This window comes from Aliidiomarina indica, from assembly GCF_015354615.1.
GTDB classification, from domain to species: Bacteria; Pseudomonadota; Gammaproteobacteria; order Enterobacterales; family Alteromonadaceae; genus Aliidiomarina; species Aliidiomarina indica.
The window spans coordinates 1-14695 of record NZ_JACAVQ010000002.1 but is presented as its reverse complement, the minus strand read 5'-3'; the positions used below and the strand labels follow the sequence as shown (position 1 = coordinate 14695).

Annotated in this window: 9 protein-coding genes; 3 read left to right on the top strand and 6 right to left on the bottom strand. The window is 49.5% G+C overall.

All coding sequences use genetic code 11. The features are described 5' to 3' along the window. The first annotated feature begins 5 nt into the window (after window positions 1-5). Window positions 6-1226, top strand: a complete 1221-nt coding sequence (locus tag HXZ99_RS04395) for a phosphopentomutase (RefSeq protein ID WP_194756075.1) — start codon at window positions 6-8, stop codon at window positions 1224-1226. A gap of 62 nt (window positions 1227-1288) precedes the next feature. On the opposite strand, the gene HXZ99_RS04390 is transcribed toward HXZ99_RS04395, so the two are convergent. From HXZ99_RS04390 to HXZ99_RS04380, 3 genes are read right to left on the bottom strand one after another with little or no spacing between them, the layout of a single operon-like run. Next, a complete protein-coding gene (locus HXZ99_RS04390) occupies window positions 1289-3352 on the bottom strand; it encodes a S9 family peptidase (RefSeq protein ID WP_194756074.1) in 2064 nt (687 codons plus the stop codon). A 13-nt stretch (window positions 3353-3365) separates the two neighbouring features. Beyond that, on the bottom strand, window positions 3366-4025 hold the full coding sequence (locus HXZ99_RS04385) for an alpha/beta hydrolase (protein ID WP_194756073.1): 660 nt from the start codon (window positions 4023-4025) through the stop codon (window positions 3366-3368). A gap of 30 nt (window positions 4026-4055) precedes the next feature. Continuing rightward, window positions 4056-4472 carry an OsmC family protein gene (locus tag HXZ99_RS04380; protein WP_194756072.1) on the bottom strand — a complete coding sequence of 139 codons (417 nt, stop codon included), beginning with the start codon at window positions 4470-4472 and terminating at the stop codon, window positions 4056-4058. 215 nt (window positions 4473-4687) lie between these two features. Here HXZ99_RS04380 and HXZ99_RS04375 point away from each other — a divergent pair, with 215 nt between their 5' ends. Continuing rightward, window positions 4688-5134 carry an Hsp20 family protein gene (locus HXZ99_RS04375; protein ID WP_194756071.1) on the top strand — a complete coding sequence of 149 codons (447 nt, stop codon included), beginning with the start codon at window positions 4688-4690 and terminating at the stop codon, window positions 5132-5134. 69 nt (window positions 5135-5203) lie between these two features. Here HXZ99_RS04375 and HXZ99_RS04370 read toward each other — a convergent pair whose 3' ends face one another. Beyond that, complete coding sequence (locus HXZ99_RS04370; RefSeq protein ID WP_228517650.1) at window positions 5204-6769, bottom strand: leucyl aminopeptidase family protein; 1566 nt, start codon at window positions 6767-6769, stop codon at window positions 5204-5206. A 249-nt stretch (window positions 6770-7018) separates the two neighbouring features. Here HXZ99_RS04370 and HXZ99_RS04365 point away from each other — a divergent pair, with 249 nt between their 5' ends. Then, complete coding sequence (locus tag HXZ99_RS04365) at window positions 7019-7693, top strand: hypothetical protein (RefSeq protein ID WP_194756070.1); 675 nt, start codon at window positions 7019-7021, stop codon at window positions 7691-7693. 31 nt (window positions 7694-7724) lie between these two features. On the opposite strand, the gene HXZ99_RS04360 is transcribed toward HXZ99_RS04365, so the two are convergent. Both HXZ99_RS04360 and HXZ99_RS04355 read right to left on the bottom strand, forming a co-directional pair. Continuing rightward, entirely contained in the window at window positions 7725-10502 is a 2778-nt protein-coding gene (locus HXZ99_RS04360) for a bifunctional diguanylate cyclase/phosphodiesterase (RefSeq protein WP_228517648.1), read from the bottom strand. An 89-nt stretch (window positions 10503-10591) separates the two neighbouring features. Next, a partial coding sequence (locus HXZ99_RS04355) for an Ig-like domain-containing protein (RefSeq protein WP_194756068.1) occupies window positions 10592-14695 on the bottom strand: 4104 nt, incomplete at its 5' end.

Sequence of the window (14695 nt, the reverse complement as noted above, 5' to 3'; positions counted from 1 at the left end):
GCAAGATGGCACGAGCGATCATTTTAATGATGGATTCATTCGGCGTTGGCGCTTCCGCCGACGCTGCAGAGTTTGGTGATGTGGGTGCAAATACCTTTGCGCACATTGCACAAGCCTGTGCAAACAATGAAGCCAATGAGGGTCGCTCTGGACCATTGTCGTTGCCTAATCTGGAAAAACTAGGTTTGGGTTTGTTGGCCACGGAAAGTGGCGGCGCGCGCCCACCGGGAATGGCCTTCGATGGCCCTGCTGAAGCGCTTTATGGTTACGCCCAAGAATTAAGTCGAGGCAAAGACACCCCCAGCGGTCACTGGGAAATAGCCGGCGTTCCGGTGCTTTTTGACTGGCATTATTTTCCCAAAGAGATTCCAACGTTCCCTTCCGCTTTAATCGATGACATTGTCGACGCGGCTGATCTTCCTGGAATCTTAGGTAATTGCCACGCATCCGGTACCGAAATTATCGCCCGTCTCGGTGAAGAACATATGACGTCGGGTAAGCCGATTTTCTACACGTCGGCAGACTCGGTATTGCAAATAGCCGCCCACGAAGAGAGCTTTGGGTTAGATCGCCTGTTAAAGCTCTCTGAACTGGCCCGGAAAACGTTAGATAGTCATGGCCTGCGGGTGGGACGCGTGATTGCGCGGCCATTCCTTGGCGATAGCCCAGAAACCTTTAAGCGTACTGGCAACCGAAGAGACTACTCGGTGTTACCGCCTTCGCCCACGGTACTTGATAAGCTCAAAGATGCTGGCGGCGAAGTGATTAGTATCGGAAAAATTGCGGATATCTATGCTCAACAGGGCATCACACAGCAAGTAAAAGCAGGCGGCAACGACGCATTATTTGACGCAACATTAGCCGCACTCGACAGCGCGCCTGAGCGCAGTATTATCTTCCCCAACTTTGTTGATTTTGACATGGAGTATGGGCATCGTCGTAATGTGGCAGGGTACGCCCGCGCCTTGGAGTCCTTTGATCGCCGTTTACCCGAGCTGTTCGCAAAATTGCGCGAAGGAGACCGCGTGTTTATTACGGCTGATCATGGCTGCGACCCCACGTGGCCCGGTAGCGACCATACCCGCGAGTACGTGCCAGTCATTTGCTTTGGTCCGGGTGTGAAAGGCGGCAATATTGGTCGCCGCGACACCTTTGCCGATATCGGACAGAGCATTGCCCAACACCTTAACTTGCCTCCCACAGAATACGGTAAGTCCTTTTTATAAAAAAACGCGGTGGGTATAACCACCGCGTTTTTCATTTCACCTTTTGAAAGTGTACCGATGCACTACTCCTGTGCCGGCTCTTTTTGGTAGCGCTTAAACCACGCCAACGCATGCTCCACTTTGGCAATCATTCGTGATGGCCGGCTCGAGACACCATGAGATGCTCCGGGCACACGCACCATGGCCGTATCAACATTGAGGAGCTTAAGGGCTTGATAAAACTGCTCCGTATCAGAAATTGGCGTGCGCCGATCATCTTCACCGGTAAATAACAACGTGGGCGTTGTTACATTTTCCACCAATGACAACGGCGATCGCTGCCAGTAGTGTTCATGTTCTTCCCACGGCATGCCGGGAAACTGATTTGGAATTTGCGACAAATAAGAATCTGCCGTAAGCACCTTACTCACCCAGTTAATCACTGGGTTGGTTGCTACTGCCGCATTAAAACGATCGGTGAGGCCAATCGCATAAGCTGTTGCAATACCACCTGCTGAACCACCAGTAATAAACAAGTTGTTGGTATCGACAAAGCCCTTATCGATGAGCGCGTCTATCCCTGACATGTGATCGGCAAAATCGTATGGCGATGAGTAGTTGTACTGCAATAACATTGCGAACTCTTCGCCGTAAGAGCTACTGCCACGATAGTTGTTGTAGAAAACAATATAGCCCTCCGCAGCATATCGCTGCAGTTCAGCCGCGAAATAAGGGCCGTAGGCTAAGTGTGGACCGCCATGAATCTCAATTAACAGCGGGTATTGTTTAGTTGGATCGAAGTTAGGTGGCGTAATGTACCAGCCATGAATTTCCTGTTCATCGTAACTGGAGCGATAGGTAAATTCATGCACTTCACCTAGATCGCGCTGGCCCAACAGGCTATCGCTTAACTTGGTAAGAATCCGATGATTGTTGCCCTGCCAAACACCCACTTCACCCATTCGATAGGCGGTGGCGTGGGTAAACGCCAAAACACCATTTTGCGACGAGCTAAACATGCCTCCAAGGTAAGGTCGGCCATTGCTACCGGTGCCTACACTATCCACTAAGTCAGTATGACGACCACCGCGAACCGACACCCGCGCCAGCTTTAATTTGCCGCGATCTGCATATTGGAATACCAAGGTGTTGTTGTTTAACCAATCTGGCGACTCAACCGAGCGATCCAAATCGGACAGTAACTCGGTGACCTCTTTATTGCGCCAATCCATCACGTGCAGCTTTGCATTGCGATAGGGAACGCGCTCATTGTGTCCATGCAAGAATGCCAAATAACGGCCGTCTGGTGAAAATACAGGGTTGTACTGGCGTCCCGGCGTGCTCGTAAGCTCAGTCAGTTCTTTACTAGCAATATTGACCTGATACAAGTTCGCTTCGAGAGTTTGATATTCCCAATCATCACGACGATTTGCTGAAAAAATGATGCTTTCACTGTTCGGTGTCCACGCTAACTGACCGCCATGATTATAGTCACCCGACGTGAGTTGGCGCTCACTTCCGCCATCGGCTGGCACAACAAATAATTGCCGATACGCCGACTCAAGCACACCGCGGCCATCTTGTTGGTAATATGCCCGCTCTATCACAATCGGAGTGTCCGCCCAGTTCGCTCCATCCGGACGACTTGGACGGTGCACGCTACGTGCAAAGTCGGTTGGGCCTGCTGGCACTTCCATGCTAAAGGCTAACCATTCACCGTTCGGCGACCAGGTGAGATTACTAACACCACGACGGACATCAGTGACGCGAGCACTCGTATGCTCATCTATCCAATGCACATGCACTTGCTGTGAGCCGGAGCGATTGGAAATAAAAGCAACGCGATTATTATCTGGTGCCCATTGGGGACTGGAATAACTGAACTCATCAGAGAACAGTGGGATGTGTTCCCCATTACTCAGATCAATCATCCACAAACTGCGGCGCGTGCTATCTGACATAATATCGTTACTGTGGCGCACGTAAACCACGCGCTTGCCATCAGGCGATACTTGCACATCATTTGCATATTCCAATGCAAAAATATCCTCAGCACTAAACTGTCGATCATTCGCAGCTAACGCATGAGTACTTACGGCACCGAACAGAAGCGCCATAACCACCCATAATCCGATTCGCAATCTCATCTGCTGTTCTCCTTTACTTGAAAACGCTGCTCAACCAAGCGCTCACATCATTAATTTGTGGTCCACACACTTGGTGTGCCATCGGGTAAGTTTGGTAAGTCACCCTATAATCGTTTTTTTGCAGCCAATCGCGTGCATGCGCGCCTAACTGCACGGGTACTACAGGGTCCTGAGTGCCGTGCTGAATCAAAAAGGGCGTTTCTTTATTCACGCCATTGGATTCTATCGATTCATGTGTGGCCAAGTAGGTGGACAAGCACATAACACCCGCCAACTGATGAGGGCATGTGAGAGCCGCTTCGTACGCGACTGCTCCTCCTTGAGAAAAGCCTGCAAGCACGATGCGCTCCGGTGCAATACCTCGCTCAATCTCGCGTTCCACCAATGCCAAGGCATGCCGCGCCGATTGCCGCAACTGAGCTTCGTCGACACTGCGCGCTATACTCATTTCCAAAATATCGTACCAAGCAGGCATCGTCATGCCACCATTAATGGTAACCGGAATTTTCGGTGCATGAGGGAAAACGAAACGTGCATGCACGCCCTGTGGTAACTGAATATGAGGCACGATGGGCTCGAAATCATGCCCATCTGCACCTAAACCATGCAGCCAAATTACCGCTGCATTTGCTTGCTCCTGAGGTTCAACCTCGACACAAGGCAATACATTCATTCTTTCGTCCTTATTTACTACATCAATCAGTTAGTTATTATTTAGCGTAGTCGGGATATCTAAATTCGGATTCGTTAAGGTTTTATGCACCGGACATTTATTCGCTATCTCGAGTAATCGCACCCGTTGCTCTTCCGATAAATCGCCTTCAAGCGTAATCACTCGACTCAAACTCTCGGCACCATGCTCGCCTTTACTGTGCTCAAGCTCAACCGTAACGCGTTCTAATGGCCATTCTTTGCGTTTTGCGTACATCCGTAACGTCATCGATGTGCAGGCACCTAAGCCTGCAAGTACCATTTCCATCGGCGCCGGGCCTTCATCGGCACCACCGAGCTGCTCGGGCTCATCGGCTAACCAACGGTGATTGGCGGTTGTGACCTGATTGGTAAAAGGCGCCATTTTCTCTTCGACGCGAACACATCCTGGTTTTACATCATCGCTCATGCTACTTGGCTCCATTAGGGTTGAAGACAACACTGGCACAAAACTACCCGACCCTTGTGTCGGTTGCAAAGGTCTGCCAGCAAAAACTTTTATTAGAACACTTGAAAAATTTTCCCCAGTCCATAGATCTGAAATGTAGGCGGCGGGTCTCAAAGAGAGCGCTTCACCTACACAGTCTAACATTATGTCATCGCTCAAAAAGAGGATACACGACTATGAACACAATTGATTTAACACCTTTATATCGCAGCAGCATTGGCTTTGATCGCTTAGCTTCTATGCTCGACAACGCCTTACGTGGGGACACCGGCACCGGTGGCTACCCTCCCTATAACATTGAAGCGACAGGCGAAAACCGCTACACCATTACCATTGCGGTTGCCGGCTTTACTGAAGATGATTTAGATATTCAAATTGAACGCGGCGTACTCACAGTACGGGGTAAAAAAGCGGACGAAGAGAAAGATCGTAATTACCTGTATCAGGGTATCGCAGCTCGCTCTTTTGAGCGTAAGTTCAATTTGGCTGAGCATGTTGAAGTGGTCGATGCCGAGCTAAGCAATGGCTTACTGAATATTCAGCTTGTAAAAGAAATTCCGGAAGCCATGAAGCCACGTTCCATTGAAATTAAGCGTGGCACCGCACTCGAGCACAAAAAGTAAGTTTGAATGTGCTACCCAATAAGAAAGGCGCCCGCGGGCGCCTTTCTTTTATACGTCAACGTACGCTGACTATTGCTGACGTGAGTAAATTTTTACCCACTCCGTGAGCATACGTACACCGTAACCCGTTCCACCTTCAGGGTTGATACCAGACGCACTATCTATTAGTGCATTGCCGGCCATGTCGATATGCACCCAAGGGGTGTCTCCGGCAAAATGCCGTAGGAAAATAGCACCCGCTTGCGCGCCAGGAGCGCCGGTGTTTTTCATATCCGCAATGCGTGAACGCACCACATTCTCATAGCCATCCAGCGGTAATTGCCACACGCGCTCGCGAGTTAGATCGCCCGCTTCACGTAAGGTGCTAAGAATGTTTTCATGATCACTAAAGATCGCGGAATACTCGGTACCGAGCGCACCCACTTTGGCACCGGTTAGTGTTGCAATGTCCGCAATAACGCGAGGATTCCAATGCTCTCTTGCGTACCAAATACCGTCCGCGAGAATCAGGCGTCCTTCTGCATCGGTATTTGCAACTTCAATCGTTGTGCCGTCACCGGCCACAACCACATCACCCGGCAGGGTTGCTTGTTCAGAGATCATATTCCGTGATAACGGCACCACACCCACAACATTTACGGATGCTTGCTGGCCGGCGAGCGCTTTAACAGCACCAACCACCGCCGCTCCACCTGCTTTATCGGTCTGCATCCGTAAGATAGAAGCTGAGGCTGTCTTCAAGTTATAGCCACCGGTATCGAAGGTATTCCCCTTACCCACCAAAGCGATAGGCTGTTCGTCGTCATTATTTTTGTAGTGGGCGATAAGTAAGTGCGACTTATGTTTACTGCCCTCACTCACACTGAGTAAAGATCCCATACCCAGTTCTTTAATTTGCTCGCGATCAAGAATAGTGACGACCACTCCAAGAGGTTCAAGTTGCTGCCGCGCATACTCCGCGAATGCGGCCGGGTAGCCATCACTGCCAGGCAAGTTGGTCAGTTCACGAGCAACAAATACCCCTTGTGCTAATGCATGAAGTTGCGAGTAAGCGCGCTCCACCGCTGGTGCGTTACCGACAACCCACTGGTAACGTTGAGCTGGACGTTCCGCCGGTTCACTTTTATAGCGGTCGAAACGGTAACTGCGGAGATCAACGCCATGGGCAATGGCGGACACCACATCGGCAGTTACGCCGGGGTTGGTCAGTAGGCGGCTATCAAGCACAATATTGCTCGCTTTGCTGCCTTGAATGTGGGCAGCAAGCGCGGCGCCCATTTCTTCAGCTGTGTGTCGTGGTAATTCCGATGGATTTCCCACACCAAGTAGAATTAACCGTGAAAACTCAAGATCTGTTGGCGCAAGAACCTCTATCTGTTGACGGGCCTTTCCTTCAAAATCAGCGGCACGCATTGCCCGTTGAATGTGCGCTGTGGTTGCATCGCCCCATCCCGACAAACTTACGCTGTCTGTACCTTCAGGTACTAAAACAACTAGCGTGTCCCCTTGATGAACACTTTGTTGCGTGAACGATGTGGTTGTCTGCAGATAATTTGCAGACGCAACAAAAGTGGCAAGTAAAAACCCTACAGCGATACTAAATATGCCCGCTGTCCAACCGCGCATTTTATTCATGAATTCCTCTCTTTCCAATAAACTTGTCAGCGTCATCATACGATTCGATAATTACAGGTGCAATACAAGTCAAATCCTAGTAATCGCTATGTTTTTAAGACCAACCACATGAATCTGAATCGATTCTCGTCAAAATCTACTAAACTTTTAGGTGTCGCATTTAGGTCGCGTCCATATGTTTTGATAGGATGGGTGCTGTTCTCTATTCGCCCGCATCGGATTATGAATTCAACAAAAGGGATTGTTGTCATGTTGCGAAACATCATGTCTCATAAAATTCGTACCAGTGCCCTGTTGGCGCTTGCTTTCACGTCTAACGCTGCATTCGCAAACGGTGGTCATTTCTTGGTAGACGATGCCACCATCACCGACCCCGGTACCTGTTTATTTGAGACCTGGGCAAGTCGACTCAATGATGAGTCCATGGCTGTGTTGCAACCTTCATGTACCACGCAGGGTAGGTGGGATATTGCCGTTCCATTGGCTTACTCATGGAGCAATAGCGAGTTCACTGAGGTTGGATTGGAAGTAAAAACCATTGTATCCGATGACATCTTGGGCGGGGCGCTCGCGTTCTCTACAGGGGTGATCATGGACACTATTGTTGATGAGTTCGCCGGTGGTTTTATCAATATTCCCTATTCCAGCGCTCTGAACGCCTATTGGACACTCCATCTCAACGTCGGCACCGAGTATGATCACATCGACAAGGACTGGCACGCAACGTGGGGCGTGGCCACTACCTATGCGCTTACCCAACATATTGAAGTGATCACTGAGGTTGCAGGAAGCGGCGCAGAGGACCCAATTTGGGCGCTCGGCGCTCGCTATCAGTTTAATCGTTTCGAAGTCGATATGAGCTTGGCTCGGGATACCGAAATGAATGATACCCTTTACACCCTTGGCGTTAATGTGGCGTTTTGATTAACGCAATACCTACATACATTTACATGGATTATTCGATGTTATCGGTGAGCATGGAACGATGCACGGGCTTCGAAAATAGATAACCTTGGAAAATATCACAGCCTTGTCGCTTTAAGATATCGTACTCGAATTCCGATTCTACCCCTTCAGCAACAATCTGTAACTCTAAGCTATGCCCTAATGAGATTATGCTGCGGGTGAGTTTCTGGTGAATGCTATTGCCATCGAGCTTTTGAACAAAACTCTGATCGATCTTCAATTGGTCAATCGGCAAGCGTTGCAAGTAGCTTAAACTCGAATAACCCGTACCAAAATCATCTAGCGCGAAGCGCACTCCCATGCTGCGAAGTGCATCCATTTTACCAATGGCTGCTTCAGTATCGCCCAGAAGCATGGATTCGGTGATCTCTAACACCAGAAGTTTGGGATCAGCGCCGGTATCCGAAAGCGTTTTGGCGACTTGGTCTACAAAAGACTCCCCTCGGAGTTGTTTCACACTCACGTTAATAGCAACTGTCCAATGTTTCCGTATTGGATGTGTCGACCACTCAACAATTTGCGAACAAGCCGTGCGCACAACCCACTCACCGAGCTTCAAAATATCCGACGATTCCTCGGCAATTGGGATAAAAATACCGGGGGACACCATACCGCGTGTTGGATGATGCCAACGAGATAAGCCTTCCACACCTACAATTTTACGGTTCGCATCGACTTTGGGCTGATAGTAGAGCTCGAATTCGTCTTGCGCCAAACCACGATGCAAATCCCGTTGCAACTCGAGACGATTATTTAGTCGTGACTGTAAGTTTTCATCGAAGAAGACGACCGTATTGCGCCCCGCATCTTTTGCTTCATACATGGCCTGATCCGCCTGTTGAAGCACTTGTTCTACCGATGTGTCGTTCTGACCCAACACTGTCACGCCAATGCTAGCCGTCAGTAAATAGGAGTCGCCTTTCAGAATGATCGGTTTATTAATCTTCTCAATAATACGTTTTACCAGTTCATTGGTGTAGCGAAGTGCCGTTTCTTCGTCTGCATCCATGCCGCTGGTGAGCACCACAAACTCATCGCCACTAATACGTGCGACGGTATCATCTTCTCGAACCAATGCCTGCAAACGCTGACCAATCGTGCGCAATACCCGATCGCCCTCTTCCTGACCTAAGTTATCGTTTAATAATTTAAAGTTATCTAAATCGATACTCATTACTGCAGCACGCTGCTTCGATCCCTTGTTGCGTCGAATGGTATCGAGCAACCGTTTTATTAATAACGTTCGGTTCGGTAAGTGCGTTAATGCATCATAGTGAGCCAGTGAGTCAATTTGTTCTTGTGCTCGATGCTGATCCGTCACATCCATCATTACGCCATGCCAAATTCGGCCCTGCCCATCATGTTCACCGGGCTGCGATTGAATGCTCAACCAACGGGTTCGACTATTTATGATAAAACGACCGGCCCAATTAAAACTGACATGGTTTTCAATGGCTGCATTCTCGGTCGCAAAAAAGTCATCGAGGTCGTCGGAGTGCATACACTCCATGACTGCCTCCAAGGCGTCAGCAAGAGGAACCGTCGATCTCAGCCCAAATACATCGCGCGCGCGTTGACTCAAATAAACAAATTCATGGTCACCATTATCGCGAATTCGCAATTGGTAGACGCCCACCGGCAGCATCATAGTTAAACGACTGTAACGCTCCAATGAGTTCATGAGTGCCTGCTGGCGCTGCTGAATTTCAGCGTCTGAACTTTGCAGAAGGGATTGTGCGCGTCGATATGATATATAAAGAGCAATTGAGCTTGCGACCATGATGAGCAATAAAATCACCATGCGTTGCAACCAATCTTGAATCATATCGGAGCGCGGGCGCAGCACCACCACCGAAAGCTCTAGCTCGGGCATTTGCATAACCATCGCGTGGTTGGCGATGGTGTTGCCCGCGCGCCCAGGCCGTTGATACAGGTAATGGCCATCGGGCCGGCGAATTAACTCTCGTAATGCCAAACTCACTTGATCGCGGTAGATGCGTTCTAAGCGCTCATTGCTTTCTGGGGTCGGATAGATAAAGTTTACATAGCCATCCGGCCGAATCAATGCCACTTCAGCGCCGTCCGTTTCGGTAATCGGCGACCAAGGGGCATCTCGCGTGTTTAATCGCAACCCTGCGGTCATAAATCCCATCAGGTCGCCATTGTCATTAAACACGGGTGTGCGAATCGGAATCACCCATTCATCGACCATGGGAGAAAAATAAGGGCGGGATATCGTAAAGCGTGGTTGGCGTAATAATCGCTGAAAATCACTCGCCGCACCCTCGATGTCGAGCAAGTTCACCCCCTGCGCTCGGTTATCAGTAAAGCTTGTTGCGATAAACATGCCGTTCCGATCGACAAAGCCGAGACCGGCAAAATCTGTTTGTCGCTCAGCGATGCGCGCAAGGTACTGATTGGCCGACTCAGGATTTCCAAATACATCACGAAAAAGCACCTCTTGGCCGACACTTTGCAAAAACAATTCATGTAGCGAAAAATGGTTCTCAATACCTCGCCCCATATAATCGGCAAGGGTTTCCATATTTTTCTGATGGGTATCAACGGTGCGAAACCAGAGTGTTGCAGAAGCGATAAGAGCGATGGTCACCAACAACCACACCGACACGTTTACGAACGCACGCAGTGAGGCAGCGTGAGTTCGAAACGATCGGCGCTGGTGGGATTTCCGAGCCGTATTTTGTTGGGTTCGCGACTCAGGTTGTTGGGTTCGCGACTCAGGGCGTTGCGGGTGCTCTGGTTCCAAAATCAATGTGCTCTAAACATCAGAAAATGATTGCATCAATCTAGCGATTATCTGGTTAGAACGCAATGCATGGATGGGCACAGTGCCTATCAAAACCGTCGCCATATACCAAGAGAAATTGAACTCACTCGATGTTCAAGATCATAACTACGCCATTGTAAACGTAGTCCTGTTCTTTGGTTAATCTCTCTTGCTAAGCTTGCGCCCACATATGAATCAGCACCTCGTCGACGGGTTTCGATAACGTGACCTGTATTGGTGGCACTTCGATAATCACCGCGCCAGTGAATACCCCCCGCTTCGAGATCTAGCTGCCATTTATCAATGGGATACATTCGCAAAACTATCCCACCAGTATACCCCCATGGCAACAGAGGAGCGGCGGTAGCAAGCAACTCATGGGTTCCGATGGGATCATCTGTTTCTACCCGTATCGCCGATCTGCCTACCCCAAGATCAACATAGCCTGCTTTTACGAGAAGGTGTTTGTGAAGAGAATAGCTAATTTCCAAGGCGACACTCGTATCCTTGTTCGCATATTCAAATACCTCCGCGTTCGGCGGTAAAATGGCATCGAGAGCCGCACGAGAACCGTGTGTTTGTGCTCTGCCCACTGAAAGCTGTATTTCAAATGGATGCACTTTTGAATCACTATCGGTATCCGCCAGTGCTTTAGGCTGCAACATCACGGTTGTTAACAGCAGCACAAAGAAAGCCCCAAATAACGGTTTTCTTCCGGATCCAAATCGGCGCATTCCAGGCTGACGATAGAGCCAAATGAGCAACACAAATGGCATCATCAGTAGCGACCAATTTCCGCCTGATGTCTCGCCTCTTATTTCAATTGTTTCAACCACTCGAACGGTAACGCGGACCTGTGCAGAAGCGCGAGCACCCATATCATCCTCGATGCTGTAATTAATCACATCAATACCCCCAAACCCTACTTTCGGTGTATATGACAACATGTTGTCACTACGAATCGTTACCGTACCTTGTTGCGCTGAAGCACTCACAACAGTGAGAGGACCACCATCAGGATCATAGTCATTATGGAGAACATCAATAACAATTGGCGTTCTATCGTTGGTTTCTGCGTAATCATTAACCGCTACCGGGGGTTCATTGGCCGTTACTGCAACAAAAATAGTTGCTGAATCCACTCCCCCGTTGCCATCACTAATGCTGTAGGCAATCGTTGTATTACCGGCAAAGTCTAATGGTGGCGTGAACCGCACACGACGCTGATTAATCACTGACGCAGTACCCATCATTGCCGTAGCACTTGTAACAAAGATGTCGTCACCATCAGGGTCGCTGTCGTTTTCAAGAACATCCACTTCAATAGATGTATTCCAGAATATTTCTACGTGATTATCGCGCGCGACAGGCGGATTATTCGCAGACATAACGACACCTACACCACCTGGGTCAAGAATTGCACCATTTGCTTCGCCATCCGCGTCGTTAGGCCCACCATCTTCGATCAACATCTGTACACAATGGTTGCCTTCGATCAGTCCCTCTTCCCATAAGCTACTTCCCGGCGGTGGGCAGAACCCAGGCTCTGATTGCGAGCTATATAAACGGTTATTCGCGTCTTCGATAAAGTTCACCCACTCGCCGTCACGGAATTTCCGATACACAGGATTCGTCGGAATTGGTTTACGTTGCGGAATCGCTACCCGTACGCCTTGTCCCAACTCTGGCAGACCGTAAACGATAAAGTCAAAAATACCGCCAACGTTTCTGATTTCAGGATCAGGAATGAGCAATACTGGAATTTCTCCATCATCAATCTGAATCGCACCCAAGGCGCTTTGCATCGCCGTTGAGCCTTTACGAATACAGACACTCGCCTCCGTTTCCGACAAGAACAGCTGCTGTTCTATAACTTGCTGTGGAATAACATTACAAGATTCCATGGTGTCTAAATAGTCTGGAATACCATTGCCGTTAGAGTCACCCAGCCCCATCAGTCGGTCAGGAATTCCATTGCCATTCGAATCGGTATCTCCAAGAACCGGTAATTCTCGACGCACATCAATATAAACCCGAGAACGATTGCTGAGTGAGGGTTCACCATCGTCTGTGACCGTTGCAAGAACCTCGTAAACGCCCACAGGAACTTGCTCTGGATTAAACGTAAATGTCGTTCCCTCGGCCGATATTTGGCCTTCCAATTCACTCGTCCAGTCTAACGTCAGAATGTCGTTTATATTGGCATCCGTGGCCGTTGCCCGCACCGTTACTTCTCCAGCGTCTTGGCCCACGGTAAGGCGATTTTGATTCTGCTGGAATACGCCCAACTGAAGTTGCGGAGCTATATTACGGTCAGTTGCAATAATCGTTGAACGGAAGTTCGGAGCCCTGTTGATACTAGAGTCTAAGGTGACCACGACTGTCTTATCGCCTTCTCCAAGCGCTTCGCCGAACATCTCAAACTCGATGGTCGCTTCGCGGCCTGATTCTATGTAAATCACTCCGTCCCGCAGACTGTGTCCACTGCTTGGCGCGGTTCCAGAGACTGAATACGGAATGGCCACCGGGTACTCTGGAGCGTTCCCGTTTAGAATCACCCGAATATTCACCGTATCCGTTCGCGTTACTGTTTGATCTAAGCTCACAGAAATAAGCGGATCAACCTGCACGCGCTGCGACGCAACGCTGCGACGGCCTTCTGAGTCTATGGCCTCCCAGTATGCAAGGTTACTACCAGGAGCAAACAGAGGCACCCCATCCACTAGAGATACCGGCAGTGTTCTACCATTTCGGTCGACAGCTGACGCATGCCCTAAATTCACTCGAGTAAAGAGCGCGTTTGCGTCCACTCGCGTATCAGGCGGAACTGTAATAACCGGTGCGTTTGGATCCCGATCACCGCCGATTTCCAGCACAACTTGCGCACTGTCAAAGCCTTCAAAATCGTCGGTAATACTGTATGTCAGTTGTACCTGGCCTAAGAAATTCTCCGGTGCAGTGTATCGGAGTACATCACCATCGATAGCCACGTCGCCCACATCTGCTTTCGCGCTCAAGATACGGAGATCATCGTCGTCTGGGTCGTAATCATTCAGTAACACAGGCAATTCATAGGTATCATTGCTGGTGCGTTCGAGTTCAAAGTAATCGTCAACGGCTACAGGCGGGCGGTTCACCCAATACACTTCAATGTCGACACGATATACAGATGATTCCGCAACACTGTCGCGAACCACGTAATCGAAACCATCGAAGCCACTGAAATCTTCTTCTGGGATATACACCCAGCCGAGTTCGGTGTTACTTAAGGTTCCGCGCGCAGGAGCATTGACCACCACCAACTCGAGGTTCGCGCCATCTTCACCTTGAATACTCGGAGTGATAGAGGCTTCCTCATTCTGATTTAAGGTAATGAGTAAATTCTCGCCTCGAGGTACCATTCGATACGATGCAGCTACAGTAGTGTCTGCCGTGATATTCGTATACTCACTATTCCATTCTACGAAAATATAACCAGATTGCGGTTCAACTTCTGGCGCAACCGCATCATCACCATGGGCAACTTGCTGTACCAATTCGCCACCACCTACACGAGTACCACCATTTAAGTCGAACGTGACCGTGTATAGGTTGATATCAAATTGTGCAGTGACTGTGAGGTCAGAAACTACCTGACTGAAATCCTCTGGATCCCAACCGGTGAACGTGTAACCTTCACGTGTTGGGTCCGACGGAGCCGTTGCCGCTTCGCCGTGCGCAACTTCCTGTACTTTCAACTCCGCACCATCGTAGTTAATAAAGGTCACGGTGTAGGTGTTAATTTCGTACTCAGCGGTGACCGTTAGGTCGCTGGTGATTTCAGAGAATGAAACATCCCACCCAGTGAATGTGTAACCTTCACGTGTTGGATCAGCTGGTGCCGTCGCAGCACTTCCGTGCTCAACGGTTTGTGTATCTAACACCGAGCCATCATGATCTTGGAAAGTCACAGTGTAGGTGTTGATCGCGTACTGCGCGGTAATAGTTAAGTCACCGGTAATGTCGTCAAGTGACGCACTCCAACCGGTAAAGGTATAACCTTCACGCGTTGGATCTGCCGGTGCCGTCGCGCTGCTACCATGCTCTACCGTCTGTGTTTCAATCACCGAGCCGTCATAGTCTGCGAAGGTAACTGTGTAAGTGTTAATCGCGTACTGCGCGGTAACTGTCAG

What these genes read in the sequence shown, in the direction of transcription:
- HXZ99_RS04395 (WP_194756075.1), top strand. Translation starts at nt 6, where the DNA reads ATGGCACGAGCGATCATTTTAATGATGGATTCATTCGGCGTTGGCGCT.
- HXZ99_RS04390 (WP_194756074.1), bottom strand. Translation starts at nt 3,352, where the DNA reads ATGAGATTGCGAATCGGATTATGGGTGGTTATGGCGCTTCTGTTCGGT.
- HXZ99_RS04385 (WP_194756073.1), bottom strand. Translation starts at nt 4,025, where the DNA reads ATGAATGTATTGCCTTGTGTCGAGGTTGAACCTCAGGAGCAAGCAAAT.
- HXZ99_RS04380 (WP_194756072.1), bottom strand. Translation starts at nt 4,472, where the DNA reads ATGAGCGATGATGTAAAACCAGGATGTGTTCGCGTCGAAGAGAAAATG.
- HXZ99_RS04375 (WP_194756071.1), top strand. Translation starts at nt 4,688, where the DNA reads ATGAACACAATTGATTTAACACCTTTATATCGCAGCAGCATTGGCTTT.
- HXZ99_RS04370 (WP_228517650.1), bottom strand. Translation starts at nt 6,769, where the DNA reads ATGAATAAAATGCGCGGTTGGACAGCGGGCATATTTAGTATCGCTGTA.
- HXZ99_RS04365 (WP_194756070.1), top strand. Translation starts at nt 7,019, where the DNA reads ATGTTGCGAAACATCATGTCTCATAAAATTCGTACCAGTGCCCTGTTG.